Source organism: Acinetobacter sp. YH12097 (genome assembly GCF_013419225.1).
Classification (GTDB): domain Bacteria; phylum Pseudomonadota; class Gammaproteobacteria; order Pseudomonadales; family Moraxellaceae; genus Acinetobacter; species Acinetobacter amyesii.
Map to the genome: position 1 here is coordinate 126,683 of NZ_VPAN01000001.1, position 18,781 is coordinate 145,463.

The following is an 18,781-nucleotide window of genomic DNA, read 5'->3' on the forward strand; positions in this document are numbered from 1 at the left end:
AGATTATAAAAAACAAAGATTTATTTTTAAATAAAATTATTTTATAAGCATTCTATATTTTCGTATAAAATACAGCACTAATTTTCATCATTTTGTCATTGTAATTCTGACAAGGCTCTCCTATGTTTTCAGCATTTACACGCTTGAGTTTAGTAACCCGAATTATTATCGCCATTATTTTAGGTGTATTGGTTGCTGTCGTCGCTCCGGGCGTTGCACCCTATTTAAGTTTGCTTGGTGATTTATTCATTAAGGCATTGAAATCCGTAGCACCGATACTGGTCTTTGTACTTGTACTGTCATCCATTGCAAATTTCAAAGTGGGTAGCAGTAATTCTTACATTAAACCGATTATGTTGATGTACGCTATTGGTATGTTCCTTGCTGCTTTAAGTTCAGTAGTAGCAAGCCTTTTATTCCCTAGTACATTAATTCTTGATGTTGCTGCAGAAAACCTTGTGCCGCCAGGCAGTCTTGCTGAAATATTGAAAAACTTATTATTAAGTTTTGTCGCAAACCCTGTTACAGCAATTTCTGAAGCAAATTTCATTGGTATTTTGGCTTGGGCTGTTGCCTTAGGTATTGCATTTCGTCATGCATCAGAGAACACCAAAGTCTTTTTATCTGACGCTGCTGATGCAGTGAATAAAGTGATCCGTTTAGTGATTAACTTTGCACCTATTGGTATCTTCGGTTTGGTTGCTGTTACATTTGCCGACTCAGGTCTAAAAACGCTTGTTAGTTATGCGCACTTACTTGCGGTATTACTCGGTACCATGTTCTTTGTAGCTTTGGTCATTAACCCACTAATGGTGGCATTTATGACTCGCTCAAACCCGTTCCCATTGGTTTTCCAATGTCTACGTGAAAGTGGTATCACTGCATTCTTTACACGTAGTTCCGCTGCAAACATTCCAGTTAACTTAGACTTTGCAAAGCGTCTTGGTGTACCAGAGTCAACTGCAAGCGTAGCGATTCCTTTAGGTGCAACTGTCAATATGGCAGGTGCATCGGTCACAATTACAGTCCTCACACTAGCAGCAGTTCATACTTTGGGCATTTCTGTTGATTTCAGCACAATGTTGATTTTATCAGTCGTTGCTACCGTTTCTGCATGTGGTGCTTCAGGTGTTGCTGGTGGTTCATTGCTGCTTATTCCAGTGGCTTGTGGCCTGTTTGGTATTTCAAGTGATATCGCGATGCAAGTTGTTGCCATTGGTATGGTTATTAGCGTACTTCAAGATTCAACTGAAACAGCTTTAAACTCTTCGACTGACGTATTATTTACAGCTGCAGTCGACCGTGGTTTAAGATAATATCCTGATATTGGATACTTTTTAAGGCGAGGCCATGCCTTTTCAGACTTTACCGCTTTGGATACAACTGGGTGCTTTTTTTCTCGCAGTGAATGCAGGAATGATTAATGTACTCGGCCTGGTGACGATCTTGCACCAGTCGGTATCTCACATGACGGGTAATGTCAGTATGTTAGCCATGGCTTTAATTGCATGGCAGCCGGCTACAATTATTTATTTGATTTTAGTGTTGCTCTGTTATGTGATTGGCTCATTTTATAGTGGGCTAATTCTAGGAAATAGTCACTTTAGCTTAACGCGACGTTATGGCGTCCCATTAAGCTTAGTGGCTTTTTTTATTGTCCTGTGTTGGATGATATTGCCCTATTTTCCACGTTACGCTTTGCTTTGGGCATGCGTGGCGATGGGTGTACAAAATGCAATGGTCAGCCACTATAAAGGTACCATTATTCGTACCACACATCTCTCTGGTGTTTTGACGGACTTAGGTTTAGCTTTGGGCTATAAAGCTCGCGGATTGCCTGTTGAGTCTAAACGTGTGGTTTTACATGTATTAATTTTGGTTGGATTTATCGTTGGTGGCATACTTGCCAGTTGGCTTTATCCTTATTTAAAATTAAACGCATTCCTAATTCCTGCCGCACTCAGTGTAGTTATGAGCGCAGTATATTGGATCATCTATTTTCATTATCGACATATACACGATTAGTTGGAACGTACTATGGTTAAAAATGCATTACAGGCGCAACTGCTTAAAGCAGGTCTGGTCGATAATAAAAAGGCAAAAAAATTGTCTAAACAAGCCGTACATGAAAAACGTACTGGTGAAAGTAAAGATGCTGAAATCAAGGCGAAAATTGAGCAAGATCAGCAGCAGAAAATGGCCAAAGATCATGCTTTAGAGCAAGATCGTAAAGCCGTTTTGCAAGAAAAAGAATTAAAAGCTGCCATCATGCAAATGATTAATCAGCATAAAATTCGTGATACCGATGGCGAATCGACCTATCAATTTATCGATGATGCCAAGATTAAAAAGCTTTATATCAATCAGCAAATTTATAATGCCCTAGTTGCTGGCAGTCTTGTTATTGCACGGGAAAATAGCAACTATGCTTTTTTACCAAAAGAATTAGCCGACCGTATTAATGCGAAAATGGAAGGCTTTATTATTGTGAATAACTCTGAAGTCAATGAACAAACCACGGATGAAGAAGATCCGTATGCAGCTTATGTAATTCCTGATGATTTAATGTGGTAAGCACTTCAAATCGCCAATGAAGCTCCCGATTCGGGGGCTTTTTTTTATCAACATTAATCTTTTTCAGTCCATAAATATCGGTTATACCTTTAAAAAATCATTCCTTAGCACCCAATAAGTAACATTATGGACTATACATGTCGTAACTCCGTAAATTTTACGAGTATAAAATTGCTTATATAATCACCACAATTACAATAGTTTGATCATTAACCCTTTCATTTACATCAATAAGAGTAGAATGATTTTGGAAAAATTTCAGTTCATTAAAAATATTCAAGACTGGTCAGATCAATATCCGTGGCTAGAAATGCTGACTTCGCTCAGTCTTATTATTATTTTTGCCATTATCGCAAATTTTATCGCCAAGCAAATTGTGGTACGTGGTATTCGTAAGCTCGTGTCTAAAATGGCCTTTAGCCACAGTCAAATTTTGTCAGAACATAGTGTGATTAAACGCTTTGCCAACATTGTTCCAGCAATTGTAATCTTAAATGGCATAACCACAGTCCCACATTTATCTGTGAAGTTTATCTCAATCGTTCAAATGGCTTGTCAGGCCTTTATCTTCCTGACCATTGCTTTAGCCATTTCTGAATTACTAAATATTTTTAATCTGATTTATCAACGTAATCCAAAATCTAGAAACAAACCAATTAAAGGCTATTTGCAGTTGGTCAAATTGATCATCTTTTTGGTTTGTGGCCTAATGATCTTAGGTACTTTTCTGAAAAAAGATGTATTTACATTACTCGCAGGCTTCGGTGCTATGGCGGCTGTACTGATGTTGGTCTTCCAAAATACCATTTTGTCACTGGTCGCTTCGGTACAAATTTCTTCTTATGATATGGTGCGAATTGGTGACTGGATTGAAATGCCCTCGCTCAATGCGGATGGCGATGTCATTGATATGTCATTACATACCATTACCGTGCAGAACTTTGATAAGACCTTTACCACGATTCCAACCAATAAACTGGTGACTGACACCTTTAAAAACTGGCGTGGTATGGCACAGTCTGGTGTGCGCCGTATCAAACGCTCGCTTTATATCGATCAAAGCTCTATTCATTTCATGACTCAGGATGAGCAAAACAAACTCAAAGAATTTTTATTGCTAGATCAATATCTTGACCATAAGCATGAAGAGCTTGCTCAGTTTAATCAGCAACTTTCAAATCAGTCGCAATATAATCAGCGCCGTTTAACCAATCTTGGGACCTTTCGTGCCTATGTAGAATTCTACTTACAACAGCATTCAGGCATTGCCCAACACCAAACGATTTTGGTGCGTCAGTTACAACCCACGAGTGAAGGCATTCCTTTAGAGATTTATGCTTTTAGTAAAACCATTGCATGGAAAGATTATGAAGCGATTCAATCGGATATCTTTGACCATCTGATCGCAATCACACCTGAGTTTGGACTTAAAATCTATCAAGCCCCTTCTAGTGCCGATTTTAAAGCCCTCATCCAACCAAATGCCGATAAAATCTAAGGCCTAAACGTTCGTCTTCCCATGTATATTCGAAGTAGAAATTCTGTAAATTAAAAAAGTCACAATGGCTGTTGAATATATATGGGACTTTCGTTTAAAACCTACTCAACTATCACAAATGATTATTGATCATGCGTTGCAAGGAATGAGAGCGAACCAGATAAATGCCCAGAGCAATATTTCCTTAAACATATAATTCATCCGAAACAGCTAAAATAATTAAAAAAACCAGAACAAATACTATACAAATGTAGACATTTTTAGATACTATTTGTTAACAGTTGCATAAAAACGCTTCTAAAATAGGAACTTGATCATGGAAGGCCCCAATCAACCTTCTCGGAAATCAGTTAAAAACGAATCACAATTACTCATAGAATCGATGAATCGCACTTCTGCCAAACATACGCTCATACAGGCAGAAGCATGTGACTTAGAGAATCGTGTCCGTATTGAGCGTGCTTTATCCGACCCGATTGCACGTATCCCGGCACAGTTTAAAAATGCTTATTACAAATTTTTGTACTACAACCAGAAAGACTATTTAAAGCAGGTCAACTATTTCGCTCAATTGGCATTTTTAATCTATTTTTGGGCAGATCGCTATGTGCTGCCAGACGTAGAAATGCTTTCAGGTGTGATTCGTATCATTGCTATTATTGGTGCATTTAGCCTGAACTATGTTCTGTTTAAATATATCAAACAGATTAAATTGCTCGATTTAATATTACCACTAGCGACTTGCCTTTCTGCAATCCTCTGGTTTGAGATATTACTTCAGTCGAAAAATGAACTGGTTCATAGCTATCAATATGCCGCCATTATTTTGATCGTATTGGGTAATTTAAGTATTCATGTGCATTTTCGCCCTTCGATTATGACCTCAGCCATGATCACGGCAGCGATCCTTTTTGGCGCATGGCGCATTAATGATTTTGGTGATTTTACAATATTTTTATTGGTGTACGTTCCTGTGCTGCTGTTCAGTATGTATATCTGCTGGAACTCTACGCTCAACTCTCGTAAAACGTTTCTAAGAGCGCTGCTAGATGACTGGAACTTTCATACCCTGCGCAAAATTGCCCATACGGATGAATTAACCCAGTTAAGCAATCGTCGCCAATTTGTACATGCTGCCAATAAAAAAATCCAAGAAACCCCAATGACGGTCTGTACCAGTCTTTTGATTTTTGATGTCGATCATTTTAAAGCGATTAATGATCAATACGGACATGATGTCGGCGATCAAGTGCTATGCCAAATTGCTGAAATTGCACGTAAAGAAATGCGGTTTTACGATATGTTGGCACGTTTCGGAGGTGAAGAATTTATTGTACTTTTACCTTTTACTGTCCCAGAAGATGCATTAAAAATTGCTGAACGGTTAAGACATAAAATGGAACAACATCAGTTTTATATGGATAGTCAATTGGTGAAATTTTCGATCTCCATTGGAGTTTCCAAAATTGACCCTGACCACGCCAAACTTGATCAGTTAATTAAACAAGCAGATATTGCTTTATATGAAGCAAAACGCCAAGGTCGTAATCGGGTTGTGCATTTTAATTTTATGAATTTTTGCAGCCAAGCTTTTTAATAAATAAACAAATCAAAATGGAGAAAAATTAGCGAATCCATTACACTCAGAGCTGAAGAAAGAAAGATTAATTACAGTAAAATTCTCAGGTTATCTGCATGCTTAAATGGTTTGAAAATTTAGTTGACGCTTATCCTGAACAGGACTTGAATAAACCATTGCCGACAAAATTTTTCCCCTTTGTATGGCAAGCTGCAACGGGTGTAAAAAAATACCTATTGATATTGGTACTCTGTACAGCTGGTGTAGCGAGTTTTGAAGCACTGCTTTATGCCAAAATTGGTGAATTAGTCAATTGGATCAGTAAGTCTCAACCTGAAACCTTTTTACAGCAGCACCAGACCAATCTGACCATTTTAAGCTTTATTTTATTGGCAAATATCTTCTTTTCTTGCCTTCAAACCATTATTAAACATCAGATTTTATATAGCACCTTTCCAATGCGTCTACGTTGGAGATTTCATAACTTATTACTGAAACAAAGTTTAGATTTCTTCCACAACGACTTTGCTGGTCGTTTATCTGCCAAAGTCATGCAAACTTCACTGGCTGTACGTGAGTTTTGGATTATTCTTGGGGATATGTTGGCCTATGTCTTCATTTACCTGATTTCGATCACCGTCATTTTAGGTGCTATATCGCCACTGTTGATTGTTCCGTTATTACTTTGGCTGGCTTTATTTATTGGTTCTGCATGCTATTTCATCCCAAAATTGAGCAAAATTTCAAATGAACAAGCCAATGCACGCGCAGTAATGACTGGTCGTGTCACCGATGCTTACACTAATATTCAAACGGTAAAATTATTTGCCCATGCGGGCCGCGAAAGCCAATATGCCAAAGCCTCAATGAAAGAATTTATGGTGACGGTGTATAAGCAAATGCGTCTTGCAGCGAAATACAACATCGCGACGAATTTGCTGATCATTGTTTTATATGGTGGCGTACTTGGAACAGCCGTTTGGCTCTGGATGGATGGTCAAGCTGAGCTTGGGGTCATTGCAGCAGCGACCGCCATGATTTTAAAACTCAGTAGTATTTCCGAGTTTATGATGTGGCAAACATCTGCCCTATTTGAAAATGTCGGGACCATTCAAGATGGGATGAAAACCATGGGCCGCCCAATTCATATTCAAGACAAAGCTGATGCAACCGACTTAAAAGTACCGCAAGGCGAAATTAAATTTGAGGACGTCAGTTTTGCTTATAATGATAAAAATGTCATCGATCAATTTAATTTAACCATTCGACCAGGTGAAAAAATCGGTATTGTCGGGCGTTCGGGTGCCGGAAAATCAACATTAATTCAACTTTTACTCCACTTTTACGATATCAACCATGGTCGTATTTCGATTGATGGCCAAAATATAGAAGATATTACTCAAGATAGCTTAAGAAAAAATATTGCTTTGGTGACCCAAGACACCTCGTTATTGCATCGTACAGTTGAAGAAAATATTAAATATGGTCGCCCGAATGCAACCGATGAAGAAATGTATGATGCAGTGCGTAAAGCGAAAGCTGACGAATTCATTCCTCAATTGATCGATTTACGTGGCCAACGTGGCTATGACGCATTTGTCGGTGAACGTGGCGTAAAATTATCAGGTGGTCAGCGTCAACGTATTGCGATTGCTCGGGTATTTTTAAAAGACGCACCGATTTTAATTTTAGATGAAGCCACAAGTGCGCTCGATTCAGAAGTCGAAGCCGCGATTCAATCGAGTTTAGATGATTTGATGCAAGGCAAAACTGTGATTGCCATTGCGCATCGACTTTCAACCATTGCGCAAATGGATCGCTTGATTGTCTTGGATCAAGGACGTATTGCTGAGCAAGGCACCCACGAAGAGCTTGTTGCTTTGAATGGTATTTATGCACACTTGTGGCAGCGTCAAACCGGTGGATTTTTAATAGAACAACATAAAGTAGAATCAAAGGAAGATGAAAATGCTGTATCTGGAAGACCTTAAAGTTGGTGATCACTTTAGCAGTCGTGAATATGAAATGACTGTTGAAGAAATCAAGCAATTTGCCAACGCTTTTGATCCTCAGGAATTTCATACAGATGAAGTCAAAGCCCAACAGCACCCGATCTTTCAAGGGCTAGCGGCAAGTGGTTGGCATACTGCTGCTGTAACAATGCGCTTATGGACTGAATGTTTCCCTGTGGCTTATGGTTTAATTGGCTCAGAGTCAAGTCTGCGTTGGCCGCGCCACACGTCCGGGGGATAAAATTCGTGTAGAAGTTGAAATATTTGCAATTACTCCGTCGAAAAGTAAGACAGACCGCGGCATTGTGACCTATGTTACGCAAGCGCTCAATCAGCACAATGACGTTCTTTATATGTCTACGACCAAAATTGTGGTCTTTTCCAAAGATTTTAAACCGAATTAATCCTTAACGGCCTACTTTACAACGCTAAGGTAGGCCGCTATAAATAGTTGAGCCTAGTCAGTTTGTCCAACAATTTTTGTGGGATATAACACGGAATCATGCCAATATAACCTTGAACAGAAGAAAAACCCGCATTGCAACGGAACGCTATGAAAACAATTAATTCCCGTCAGGATCAGGGTATTCCCGGAGTGTATGGATTGCTCCTTTTAGATGTGGTCTCTCGATGGGGCTACACTGCAGAGACATTATTTAGTCCCTTCGGATTAAACAGCGAACAATTGGCTGAACCAGATTTCCGTATTCCAACACCCATCGCCAATCAATTGGTAGAGCACGCACTACGTTTAACTGGTGAGCCAACATTAGGTTTTCATTTAGGCAACCAAATGCGCATCTCGATTCATGGTTTTATTGGCTATGCCATCATGACGGCGAAGGACATAACCGATGCCTTAGTCTTGGCAAACCGTTTTATTCAGCTACGCATGCCCTTTTTACAGCTTTTTTTCTCGACTTTTGGAACCAAAGCGACTGTTCAACTACAAACCGACGTTACGATAGAGCCTTTACGTACTGAGATTTCAATTGCCTTAATTTTTGGCATGATCAGCATGGGCAAAGCAATTACCGGTGTGGATTATTCTGCTGGTGAAATTGATTTTGATTTCCCTCAACCTGAAGGTTTTGAGCGGTTTATTGCCAAATATCCACGGCACCAATTTAGATTTGATCAGCCACACCTTTTACTCAGTTTTGATAAGCAATATTTAACCAATAAATTGGTCCATGCAGACCCGATTGCCAGTCAAATCGCGATTAATCAATGTGAAGCTGAACTCTCCGCTTTGGGCGAACGTCACCGTATTGCCATGCGCGTTCGTGACATTTTAACCAACTCCGAGCAGCACTATTTAAGTATCGAAAGTGTTGCTGAACGGCTACACATGTCCGATCGAACCCTTAAACGCCAACTTGCTGCTGAAGGGACTTCATTTTCAACTTTGGTCGACGAAGTTCGCTACCGCCATGCTACTTCGCTTCTATCACGGACTGACTTTACCTTAGAGCAAATTGCTGATGAATTGGGCTATAGCGATGTTGCCAATTTCAGCCGTGCATTTAAACGCTGGAGTGGTCGTAGCCCAAGCAATTGGCGTAAAGATCCGTACTTATAAGTCTTTTGTTTTACGTAAAAAGCATGTATAACTCATGCCAAAAATGAATTTAATGGATTTAAGGAGTTATCAATGAATCATCCTTCAGATTTAAAGTACGCAAGTACACATGAATGGGTGCGAATTGAAGGTGACCTTGTTGTTACAGGCATTTCTGATCATGCACAAGACGCATTGGGTGATTTAGTTTATGTTGAAGCACCAGATGTGGGTCAACATATCACAGCTGGCGAACAAGCGGGTGTGGTTGAGTCGGTAAAAACTGCTTCTGATATTCATGCTCCAGTTTCTGGTGTGGTTGTTGAAGTCAATCCGGACCTTGAAGATGATCCTGATTTTGTAAATGATGCACCTTATAGCAAAGGTTGGATTTATAAAATTAAACCAGACAATATGGCTGATGTAGATGCTTTGTTGACAAGCGAGCAATACGAAGCTGGTCTGTAAATATTTCTAATATCAAAAAAATCAGCCCTCAGGCTGATTTTTTTATTTCAATATGATAGCTGAATTGGCTTATATACCATTTGCATAAATATCCAGCTTATATTTCTTCCGAAGCTTCGGTACTTTCAGGTTCTTCTTTCTTTTCTTCAACCATACTAAAAGATTGCGCAGCCGCTGAAGTACCATTTGCACGTGAACTTTTCAGTTTAATTTGCAAACGTAATTCATTGGTTGAATCGGCATTTCTTAAAGCTTCTTCATAAGAAATTGCGCCATCATTATATAAATCAAATAAAGCTTGGTCGAAAGTTTGCATCCCAAGTTCACGAGATTTTGCCATGATCGCTTTTAGTTCATGAAACTCACCTTTCAAAATCAAATCTGAAATGAGCGGCGTATTTAACATGATTTCAACGGCTGCACGGCGTCCTTTACCATCTTCAGTCCGGATTAAACGCTGCGAAACAATCGCTTTCATATTGCTCGATAAATCCATAAGCAATTGATTTCTCCGCTCTTCTGGGAAGAAGTTAATGATTCGATCTAGGGTTTGATTGGCGTTATTTGAATGTAGCGTACCTAAACATAAATGCCCTGTTTCAGCAAAGGCGATTGCATGTTCCATAGTCTCGGTGTCACGAATTTCACCGATTAAAATCACATCTGGCGCTTGTCTTAGAGTGTTTTTTAATGCGTTATGCCACGAATGACTGTCTACACCAACTTCACGATGCGTAATCATGGATTTTTTATGCTTATGCACATATTCGACTGGGTCTTCAACAGTGATGATATGACCTGCGCTGTTTTCATTTCGATAATCAATCAGCGCCGCTAAAGAGGTTGATTTTCCTGAACCTGTACCTCCAACCACTAAAACTAAACCACGTTTTTCCATAATCACGTGCTTAAGCGAAGCCGGTAATTTAAGCTTTTCAAAATTTGGAATTTCTGCCGTAATGGTACGAATGACCATACCCACATGTAACTGTTGCTGAAATACATTGACACGAAAACGCGAAACGTTTGGCACACTAATCGCAAAGTTACATTCTAGTTCTGTTTCAAACTCTTTGCGCTGCTTCTCATTCATCAAACTATAGGCGAAAAGCTTTGTTTTCTCAGCATCAAGTTCTTGCTGCCCAAAGGGTTTCATCATGCCTTGATGTTTAATACTTGGTGGAAAATCTGCCGTAATAAATAAATCAGAACCACCATATTCAACCACTTTGGTTAACATGTGGAACATAAAACGGCGTGCTTCTTCCAGCAATTCAGCAGTGTACATCAACTTCCCCAATATAAAATTTCAAACACCCAAGCACAGATTGTCATTATTTCTGGCGCTGTATTGAGCTTAGACATTATTGTGCATAAAAAATTTGATTCACTCAAACATAAAACACTGAATTATCAGTATATATTTTAAAATATAGGCCATATTTCAATTTTTATATTGAAGTAAGCAACAAAGGATTTTTCAAAATAAAAGCCTTAGAACAATCAATGTTCTAAGGCTTTGGGGTAAGTCAATTCAGACTGAGTATGCTCTGGATTGTTAAGCACTACGTTTAATTTGTGATGCACGAAGTTCATTCGTAACCTGTTGAATCAAATCAATGGTTTTGTCCCAACCTAAGCATCCATCTGTTACAGACTGACCATAAGTCATGTCACAACTAATTTTTTGATTACCATCCACTAAATGACTTTCCAACATCACGCCACGCACTTGGGTATGCTCACGCTCCGCTACAATAGTGCGTAATACTTCAGGTTGCTTCATTGGGTCTTTATGGCTATTACCATGACTACAATCGATGACTAAAGCCGGTAAATCGCCTTTTACTTTACTACGAATTTTGTCTATTTCAGCCAAACTATAATTTGGACCTGTATTGGAGCCACGTAAAATCAAATGTGCTTGTGGGTTGCCAACAGATTCTAAAATACACGGTAAGCCGGCTTGACTCATACCTAAGAACTGGTGTGGATGGGACGCAGATTGAATGGCATCTAGAGCAATTTGGATTGAGCCATCTGTTCCGTTTTTGAAACCAATACTGTATGGCATATGACTCGAGATTTCACGATGAATTTGTGATTCGCTGGTACGCGCACCGATTGCACCCCAAGCCAAAAGGTCATCAAAATAACCCGTCGCCATTGGGCTTAAAATTTCAGAGGCGATCGGCAAACCCATTTCAATAATTTGTAAGTACAGCTCACGTGATTTTTCTAAGCCCAACTGCATATTAGATGAACCATCTAAACTTGGGTCATACATATAGCCTTTCCAGCCCACTGTAGTACGTGGTTTCTCAATGTATGCGCGCATCACAAGAAAAATTTGATCTGAAACCTGTGCCTGTAATTGTTTTAATTTTTCAGCATATTCCAACGCAGCAATTGGATCATGGATTGAACATGGGCCGCTAATAATCATTAGACGCGGGTCTTGACCCGTCAAAATATTTTGAATCGTTGCACGATGTGCAGCAATTTGCTCCGCTGATTGAGCAGATAAAGGTAATTGTTGTTTCAGTTGATGTGGCAAGCTCAAAAGTGTTTCTTTTGGCTGTGTAGATTTCTGAATTTCTGAATTTTGAGTTTGTTGTAAAGCTGTATTTAGCGCATTCATTGGTTCTATTCCTTTGGACTGTGTACACAAACAGTCCGATCTTTTATCTGAGCGTTATGGGACTTTGGGACTTCAAGGCTTTAGACATAGACTGACTAAAGTAAAACCAATAACCGTTGCTAAAATATGAATTATTTACTGTAAACATGAGATTTCTCCAAAAATGTTATAAAAATCAAGACATAAAAAAACCTGATCAGGGTTGCCGATCAGGTATAAACTTGGTGGGCAACCTTTTTCATGCCCGAACGCGTTCAGGCAATTATCTAAACTGCCAGAAGTAATAGTATGCGTTTGAGATTAAAGGTTGCTTTAACATCTTGATTTCATCAAAAAGTATCTGTCTGAAAATTAAAATACGCTGTATTCATCGGTTTGACAATAGTTTTTTGCTATTTTGTTGTATTAAATAACGCTGCTGTCAATTATAGCGACCTATTTTTAAAATTTGATGTATTGATTAATAAATAAACATTTATTAGACTGCACAACATTAGCCTGTTTAAAGCTTTTTTCCATTTATTTTTAATTCGAGTATTTGCCAATGAAGTAAGCCCTGTTTTTTTCATCATCAAATCCATTTTTTTGATGTGCAAACACATGGCTAATGACTTCGACTGCATTTTCTCAAATATTGTCTTTTTTATAGAGTAAAATTAGTTATTTGTATTGCGCATCTTTGCTATCGCAAGGTGCATCTATGACTCAAACAGCTTGTACAATTTCCAAACTAAGCTTGGAATTTCCTTTAAAAACACTTTTTAAAAACCTGAAATTTAACCTCAATCAACAACAGCTTTCGGCATGTATTGGTCGCAATGGTTTAGGAAAGTCCTGCATCCTTAAAATCTTATATGAGCAAAATCTGAAAGATCTCCCCTATGAAGGTGAAATTTCATGGAATGTACCACATGCCTATTTATCACAATTTTCTCGACTAGAAGCTGACACGATTGCTTCTGCACTCGGTGTGGAAGACTTATATGACGCATTTCAACGTATCGAAATAGGCAATGCCAGTTTTGAAGACTTTGAGCTGACTGAAAACCAATGGCACCGTCCTGCACTATGGCAGCAACAACTTAAGCAGGCGTCACTTCCGACTGATTTAAATTTCCCTGTCGCTCAGCTAAGTGAGGGGCAAAAAACCAAATTGGCATTGTGTGCATTATTTTTAAAAACTGACCATTATTTACTTTTGGATGAACCAAGTAACCATTTAGATGCATCTTCACGTTTATGGCTCATCGATCGCTTAAAAAACCATCCTGCCGGTGCATTTTTTGTCAGTCATGATCGAGAGTTGCTGCAACATGTAGAGCATATCTACGCTTTAAATGAGTTTGGAGTCACGCATGTTACTTGTAACTATGAAGAATACATTCAAAAAAATGATCTGCAAAATAAAGCCTTACAGCGTAATGCTATGCAGCATCAGCGTGAGTTAAAACAACTCAAATTACAACAACACGAAACACAAATGAAAGCACAAAAACGAGAACAACAAGGTCATGCACTACGCAAGTCAGGCTCCCAAGCTAAAGTTTTACTCGATTTTAAAAAAGAGCAAGCCGGTCAAAGCCTCGCGACAGTTCAAACGCAGCAGCAGAAGCAATTGGAAGAAAAGAGAACCCAACTGCTTCAATCACAGCAACAACTTGAGCATATCAAAGAGCAGCAATTTGTTTTTCAACATCGCACTGAAAAAACAGGAGAAATCTTAAGAGTTAAAGATTTTCATAGCAAAACATCTCAGCACCTACCTTTCGACTTGGCCTTACAAGCAGGTGACAAAATTCATTTAAAAGGAAAAAATGGTATTGGTAAATCTACATTTCTAAAGTATCTGAGTCAGACCACATCACAGTCTAGCCATGAAATATTTTTGTCTGTGAATACCCTGTATTTAGACCAAAACTTGAGTGATTTATCACCTGAACTGAGTGTTTTGGACAATCTAGCAAAGTTTAATCGTGATGTTTCCTCAACGGAATGGCGTAATCAACTTGGTCAACTTAGAATCCGTGGTCAAAAAGCGGAACTGCCATTTCACTGTTTAAGTGGTGGTGAACGTTTAAAAGTGACCTTGTTAGGCTTAAATTATTTAACGCCAAATATAGAGCTTTTATTGTTAGATGAACCTGAAAATCACTTAGATATAGAATCTAGAGCGTTATTGGCTCAAGCCATTCAGCATTATACAGGTGCTGTGATCCTCGTTTCACATGATGCTTATTTTGTAGAATCTTGTGGCATTCAGAGTAGCGTCCAATTAGTTGAATAGCTCTTACTCTTTAGAAAGATCTAAAAAAGCCAAAGTAGATGAACGCTACTTTGGCGAATTTACTGCTTTAGAAATCGTTCTTATTTAACTGATATTACGCACGTAAAAGTAATTTCGCATTTTTAAAATGCTTTTTCAGTCTATTCGACGGAGTCTTACATCTAGGGTTTAGATAAAGAGATTAGCCTTCGGCTGGAGGTACTCTTACGAAACGATGTTTCTCATTAGGCAAAATGAGAAGCAAAGCTTCGCAAGGAAACCATCTTGCGGTGCAATGCACCTCACCGACTAAACTCGTTCACTAGCGTCAAATTATTCAAAGTATCGCAAAAACATTTTTGATGAGAAGTAGTCCTGTCTCAAACAGTTGCGGATGACATTACCGTGTATCGTTCTTTTATTTGAATCAAATTACGTTTCTGATGTTAATACGTAGCTTCAGCTTCTAATTTAAGATCTCTTAGGACAATATTGCTAAACAATACTGTGTTTTAACGCCCGATTTTCTTCATGATTTTTTGTTTAACATGCTGTTGAAGTGATGCTGAACGTTCCTTGATTTCGGCTCTCCAGTCATTCGGCACTGAGCATTTCGCGAGGCGAACCCAAACGCTTGCAAATTGTTTGATAAAACTGGCTTCGTTATAGTGAATACCATATTCGTCACAAAGTGCTTTAATTTTAGGTGCGGCTTCTGCATAGCGATTCGCAGGCATATCTGGAAATAAATGGTGTTCAATTTGGTGACTCAAATTACCACTGAGTATATGCAACCATTGTGTTCCACTAAAATTACTTGAGCCACGAATTTGACGGAGATACCACTCTGCTCGAGTTTCGTTTTCGGTATTGTCCATTTCGAAGTTTTCCGCATCTTCAGTAAAATGGCCATTAAAGATGACAGCGGAAGCCCATAAGCTACGAATCACGTTGGCTACAGCATTTCCTGCAAAGACAGGAATCGCATTGGGACCTGCAATAAGCGGAAAAAACACATAATCTTTAATCACTTGGCGCTTAATTTTCTGACGTACATCGGCCGCTTCATGCCATACATCTTTCCAAGTTTTGGTTTTATACGCAATAACATCTTCTAAATGTAAACGTTGAATGCCGACATACCACTCAAAGAAAACCATGAGTTGAGCAGCCAGTGGAATATTAAATAGGAAGCGTGGCTCCCACTTTTGCGATTCGCTCACACGGATCAAACCATAACCGACATCATGGTCCATACCCACAATATTGGTATAGGTATGATGCACATAGTTATGGGTATATTTCCAGTCTTGACCCGTGGCAATAGTATCCCAGTCATAGTTAGCACCATTTAAACTCGGGTCATTTAACCAATCAAACTGACCATGCATCACATTGTGTCCGAGTTCCATGTTCTCTACGATTTTAGAAATACCCAATAAGCCTGTGCCGAGTAACCACACTGGTGGAATCCAGCCTGCAAACATCAACATGCCACGAGATGCGATCTCGCTATAACGGACAAAATTGCGAATTTTATAAATATACGCTGCATCTTTTTCACCCACACTCTGGATGATTTCACGGCGAATTTGCTCAACTTTTTCGCCAAATTCAGCAGTTTGTTCGGGTGATAAATAACGTGACTTACTATTCGGACTAATATATATCGATTGATTCATGATGACGCCCCTGATTTGTTTTTATGCGGCTTGGGTTAGAGTTGAATGCGTACGGGTGAAATTGCCTGAGAGACACATAACTTGATTTGTGTGTTATTCGCATGATCCATTTCGCCAGTGAGTAAGTTTTTCACTGAACCCTGTAATTTGGTACACGAACAGGTATTACAAATACCCATCCGACAGCCATGCGCAGGTTTTAAACCGGCTTTTTCAGCACTTTCCAGTAAATTTCCCTCTGCCAAAAAATCTTGCTGGGCTAAACTAAAAGTAACAGGTTGAGCAGGTACTGAATCATCAGCAATCATCTGAAAATATTCAGTATTTAAATATTCTGAAAGCCTTAACTCACGATACAATTGCTCAATGCTTTGCATCATTTGCGTTGCACCACAGGCATAGCAATCTCGCAGCTTAAAATCAGGAACCATGTGATTTAGCACCTCTGGTGAGATATGCAATTTGGTTTTCAGCGTATTAATCGCATGTAAATGTACATGGTTAGATTGCTTCGCTAGTTGAATCAATTCATCCAAATAAGCATCATCTCGATTGAAGTAAATCAGGTCAACTGTACGTCCAAGCTGAATGGCTTGTTTAAACAAAGCCATGATTGAGGTAATACCACTCCCTGAAGCAAGCAGTAAAATTGGGCGATCCGAATTTAGCTTTAGACCAAACACACCTTGCGGTTGGGATAATTCAACAACATCACCTGTTTTTAATTGCGTCAGGCAGTTGGACACTTTGCCTTGTTGTTTGACGGCAATCACCACATGACCTGATGTATTGATTTCGACGATGCTATAGCTACGTTGATGACGTACACCATCTTTGACAACTGTCACCAGAACACATTGGCCTGGTCGATAGTTTGCTGCTTTAAAATTTTGATTCGCTAAAAAACTCAGTTCATAAAACCCGATCCCCACACAACGTGATTTGACTAATTGTGCTTTTACACGTTTGTAGGCCCAAATTGCATCAAATTTTTCTGCAATAAAATCAATAAAATCTTCCCGAATCCACTCAGGCTTGTAACTTGTAGTTGTCATTTTTTGCCTCGGATAATGCATTAATATACATTTGTTTTTTAAATTATGCTTACATTAAGTTTAGTGCTAATTCCCCACCATGTGAATTCGGGACAAAATCTATCATTTGGCATTTTTTATCATTTTATGTCTAACAATCTGTCACTTTTTGCAAATCCAAATTTGAAGTTCTGATTTGTCGTAACAACACAAATAAAAAAAACTAGGCCAAAGCCTAGTTTTTAAAACAGTGAAAATTAACGCATTAATATTTAATGATTAGTAGATAAATCAATAATATTTAAATCAATGTTTAATCTTCAAAATGTACAACAGAGCGAATTGATTTACCTTCATGCATTAAATCAAAGGCTTCATTGATTTTATCCAGCCCCATGGTATGGGTCACGAATGGTTCAAGTTTGATCTCGCCTGACATGGCTTCTTCTACCATACCCGGTAATTGTGAACGACCTTTAACACCACCGAAAGCAGTGCCTTTCCAAGTACGACCTGTAACCAATTGGAATGGACGGGTTGAAATTTCTTGACCTGCACCTGCCACACCAATAATCACAGATTGACCCCAACCACGGTGAGCACATTCCAAAGCAGAGCGCATCACATTGGTATTGCCAATACATTCAAATGAATGGTCGACGCCCCAGCCCGTCATTTCTACAATCACTTCCTGTACAGGACGTTCATAATCTTTTGGATTAACAAAATCTGTAGCGCCAAATTCTTTAGCCAGTTTGAATTTGTCAGGATTGGTATCTACCGCAATGATACGACCTGCTTTGGCTTTTTTAGCACCTTGTACCACAGCCAAACCAATACCACCTAAACCAAAGACTGCAACTGAGTCACCTTCCTGAACTTTAGCGGTATTTTTAACTGCACCAAGGCCTGTTGTTACACCGCAACCCAACAAACATACATGTTCGTGGTTCGCTTCAGGGTTAATTTTTGCCAAAGACACTTCTGCAACCACTGTATATTCAGAGAATGTTGAACAGCCCATATAGTGATAAATCGGCTGACCATTATAAGAAAAACGTGTTGTGCCATCAGGCATTAAACCTTTCCCTTGTGTTGCTCGTACAGATACACAAAGATTTGTTTTACCCGATTTACAGAATAAACATTCACCACATTCTGCGGTATAAAGCGGAATAACATGATCACCCGGTTGCACTGAAGTCACACCTTCACCGACTTCAACCACAACACCTGCACCTTCATGCCCTAAAATTGCTGGAAATACGCCTTCAGGATCATCACCCGACAATGTAAATGCATCTGTATGACACACACCTGTATGGCTAATTTTGACTAAAACCTCACCAGCTTTAGGTGGTGCCACATCAATTTCAACAATTTCTAAAGGCTGACCCGGTCCAAAAGCAACGGCTGCACGTGATTTCATGTCTAAAAACATCCTGTATGGCTTATATTAACAGATGAGT

At 39.1% G+C, this 18,781-nt stretch carries 14 protein-coding genes and 1 pseudogene; 10 read left to right on the forward strand and 5 right to left on the reverse strand.

The features are described 5' to 3' along the window. Positions 1-122 precede the first annotated feature (122 nt). From sstT to gcvH, 9 genes and pseudogenes are all read left to right on the forward strand, one after another. Positions 123-1,316: a serine/threonine transporter SstT gene (gene sstT, locus FTU37_RS00540; protein WP_180123577.1), complete on the forward strand. Its 1,194-nt coding sequence runs from the start codon at positions 123-125 to the stop codon at positions 1,314-1,316. A gap of 34 nt (positions 1,317-1,350) precedes the next feature. Beyond that, complete coding sequence (locus FTU37_RS00545; protein WP_168377528.1) at positions 1,351-2,025, forward strand: YoaK family protein; 675 nt, start codon at positions 1,351-1,353, stop codon at positions 2,023-2,025. A 12-nt stretch (positions 2,026-2,037) separates the two neighbouring features. Beyond that, a complete protein-coding gene (locus FTU37_RS00550) occupies positions 2,038-2,574 on the forward strand; it encodes a DUF2058 domain-containing protein (protein ID WP_168377529.1) in 537 nt (178 codons plus the stop codon). Positions 2,575-2,815: 241 nt separating this feature from the next. Beyond that, positions 2,816-4,072, forward strand: coding sequence for a mechanosensitive ion channel family protein (locus FTU37_RS00555; protein WP_373686244.1), 1,257 nt, complete (start codon positions 2,816-2,818; stop codon positions 4,070-4,072). Positions 4,073-4,388: 316 nt separating this feature from the next. Then, entirely contained in the window at positions 4,389-5,669 is a 1,281-nt protein-coding gene (locus FTU37_RS00560; RefSeq protein ID WP_257225206.1) for a GGDEF domain-containing protein, read from the forward strand. Between the two features lie 98 nt (positions 5,670-5,767). After that, positions 5,768-7,642, forward strand: a complete 1,875-nt coding sequence (locus FTU37_RS00565; protein WP_168377532.1) for an ABC transporter ATP-binding protein — start codon at positions 5,768-5,770, stop codon at positions 7,640-7,642. Beyond that, positions 7,620-8,067, forward strand: a pseudogene (locus tag FTU37_RS00570) (MaoC family dehydratase). Before FTU37_RS00565 ends, FTU37_RS00570 begins: the two are co-directional and overlap by 23 nt. 149 nt (positions 8,068-8,216) lie before the next feature. Next, positions 8,217-9,245: an AraC family transcriptional regulator gene (locus FTU37_RS00575; RefSeq protein ID WP_078190954.1), complete on the forward strand. Its 1,029-nt coding sequence runs from the start codon at positions 8,217-8,219 to the stop codon at positions 9,243-9,245. 72 nt (positions 9,246-9,317) lie between these two features. Further along, on the forward strand, positions 9,318-9,692 hold the full coding sequence (gcvH, locus tag FTU37_RS00580) for a glycine cleavage system protein GcvH (protein WP_078193810.1): 375 nt from the start codon (positions 9,318-9,320) through the stop codon (positions 9,690-9,692). A gap of 97 nt (positions 9,693-9,789) precedes the next feature. On the opposite strand, the gene FTU37_RS00585 is transcribed toward gcvH, so the two are convergent. Together FTU37_RS00585 and FTU37_RS00590 are read right to left on the reverse strand one after the other, a co-directional pair. Continuing rightward, positions 9,790-10,980, reverse strand: coding sequence for a PilT/PilU family type 4a pilus ATPase (locus FTU37_RS00585; protein ID WP_078190956.1), 1,191 nt, complete (start codon positions 10,978-10,980; stop codon positions 9,790-9,792). Positions 10,981-11,250: 270 nt separating this feature from the next. Continuing rightward, positions 11,251-12,333, reverse strand: a complete 1,083-nt coding sequence (locus tag FTU37_RS00590) for a 3-deoxy-7-phosphoheptulonate synthase (protein WP_180123578.1) — start codon at positions 12,331-12,333, stop codon at positions 11,251-11,253. Between the two features lie 700 nt (positions 12,334-13,033). Between FTU37_RS00590 and FTU37_RS00595 the strand changes: the two genes are divergently transcribed. Beyond that, positions 13,034-14,617, forward strand: coding sequence for an ATP-binding cassette domain-containing protein (locus FTU37_RS00595; RefSeq protein WP_180123579.1), 1,584 nt, complete (start codon positions 13,034-13,036; stop codon positions 14,615-14,617). 491 nt (positions 14,618-15,108) lie between these two features. Here the strand turns inward: FTU37_RS00595 and FTU37_RS00600 are convergent, their stop codons facing one another. The 3 genes from FTU37_RS00600 to FTU37_RS00610 form a co-directional block, all read right to left on the reverse strand. Continuing rightward, positions 15,109-16,278, reverse strand: a complete 1,170-nt coding sequence (locus tag FTU37_RS00600) for an acyl-CoA desaturase (protein WP_180048929.1) — start codon at positions 16,276-16,278, stop codon at positions 15,109-15,111. Between the two features lie 35 nt (positions 16,279-16,313). Further along, a complete protein-coding gene (locus FTU37_RS00605) occupies positions 16,314-17,333 on the reverse strand; it encodes a flavin reductase family protein (RefSeq protein ID WP_168377537.1) in 1,020 nt (339 codons plus the stop codon). Between the two features lie 292 nt (positions 17,334-17,625). Next, positions 17,626-18,741 (reverse strand): S-(hydroxymethyl)glutathione dehydrogenase/class III alcohol dehydrogenase, encoded by a 1,116-nt coding sequence (locus FTU37_RS00610; protein ID WP_180123580.1) that lies wholly within the window; start codon positions 18,739-18,741, stop codon positions 17,626-17,628. Positions 18,742-18,781 lie beyond the last annotated feature (40 nt).

Bases quoted from the DNA above. Each gene is read 5' to 3' on its own strand.
- sstT (WP_180123577.1), top strand. From the start codon at position 123: ATGTTTTCAGCATTTACACGCTTGAGTTTAGTAACCCGAATTATTATC.
- FTU37_RS00545 (WP_168377528.1), top strand. From the start codon at position 1,351: ATGCCTTTTCAGACTTTACCGCTTTGGATACAACTGGGTGCTTTTTTT.
- FTU37_RS00550 (WP_168377529.1), top strand. From the start codon at position 2,038: ATGGTTAAAAATGCATTACAGGCGCAACTGCTTAAAGCAGGTCTGGTC.
- FTU37_RS00555 (WP_373686244.1), top strand. From the start codon at position 2,816: ATGATTTTGGAAAAATTTCAGTTCATTAAAAATATTCAAGACTGGTCA.
- FTU37_RS00560 (WP_257225206.1), top strand. From the start codon at position 4,389: ATGGAAGGCCCCAATCAACCTTCTCGGAAATCAGTTAAAAACGAATCA.
- FTU37_RS00565 (WP_168377532.1), top strand. From the start codon at position 5,768: ATGCTTAAATGGTTTGAAAATTTAGTTGACGCTTATCCTGAACAGGAC.
- FTU37_RS00575 (WP_078190954.1), top strand. From the start codon at position 8,217: ATGAAAACAATTAATTCCCGTCAGGATCAGGGTATTCCCGGAGTGTAT.
- gcvH (WP_078193810.1), top strand. From the start codon at position 9,318: ATGAATCATCCTTCAGATTTAAAGTACGCAAGTACACATGAATGGGTG.
- FTU37_RS00585 (WP_078190956.1), bottom strand. From the start codon at position 10,980: ATGTACACTGCTGAATTGCTGGAAGAAGCACGCCGTTTTATGTTCCAC.
- FTU37_RS00590 (WP_180123578.1), bottom strand. From the start codon at position 12,333: ATGAATGCGCTAAATACAGCTTTACAACAAACTCAAAATTCAGAAATT.
- FTU37_RS00595 (WP_180123579.1), top strand. From the start codon at position 13,034: ATGACTCAAACAGCTTGTACAATTTCCAAACTAAGCTTGGAATTTCCT.
- FTU37_RS00600 (WP_180048929.1), bottom strand. From the start codon at position 16,278: ATGAATCAATCGATATATATTAGTCCGAATAGTAAGTCACGTTATTTA.
- FTU37_RS00605 (WP_168377537.1), bottom strand. From the start codon at position 17,333: ATGACAACTACAAGTTACAAGCCTGAGTGGATTCGGGAAGATTTTATT.
- FTU37_RS00610 (WP_180123580.1), bottom strand. From the start codon at position 18,741: ATGAAATCACGTGCAGCCGTTGCTTTTGGACCGGGTCAGCCTTTAGAA.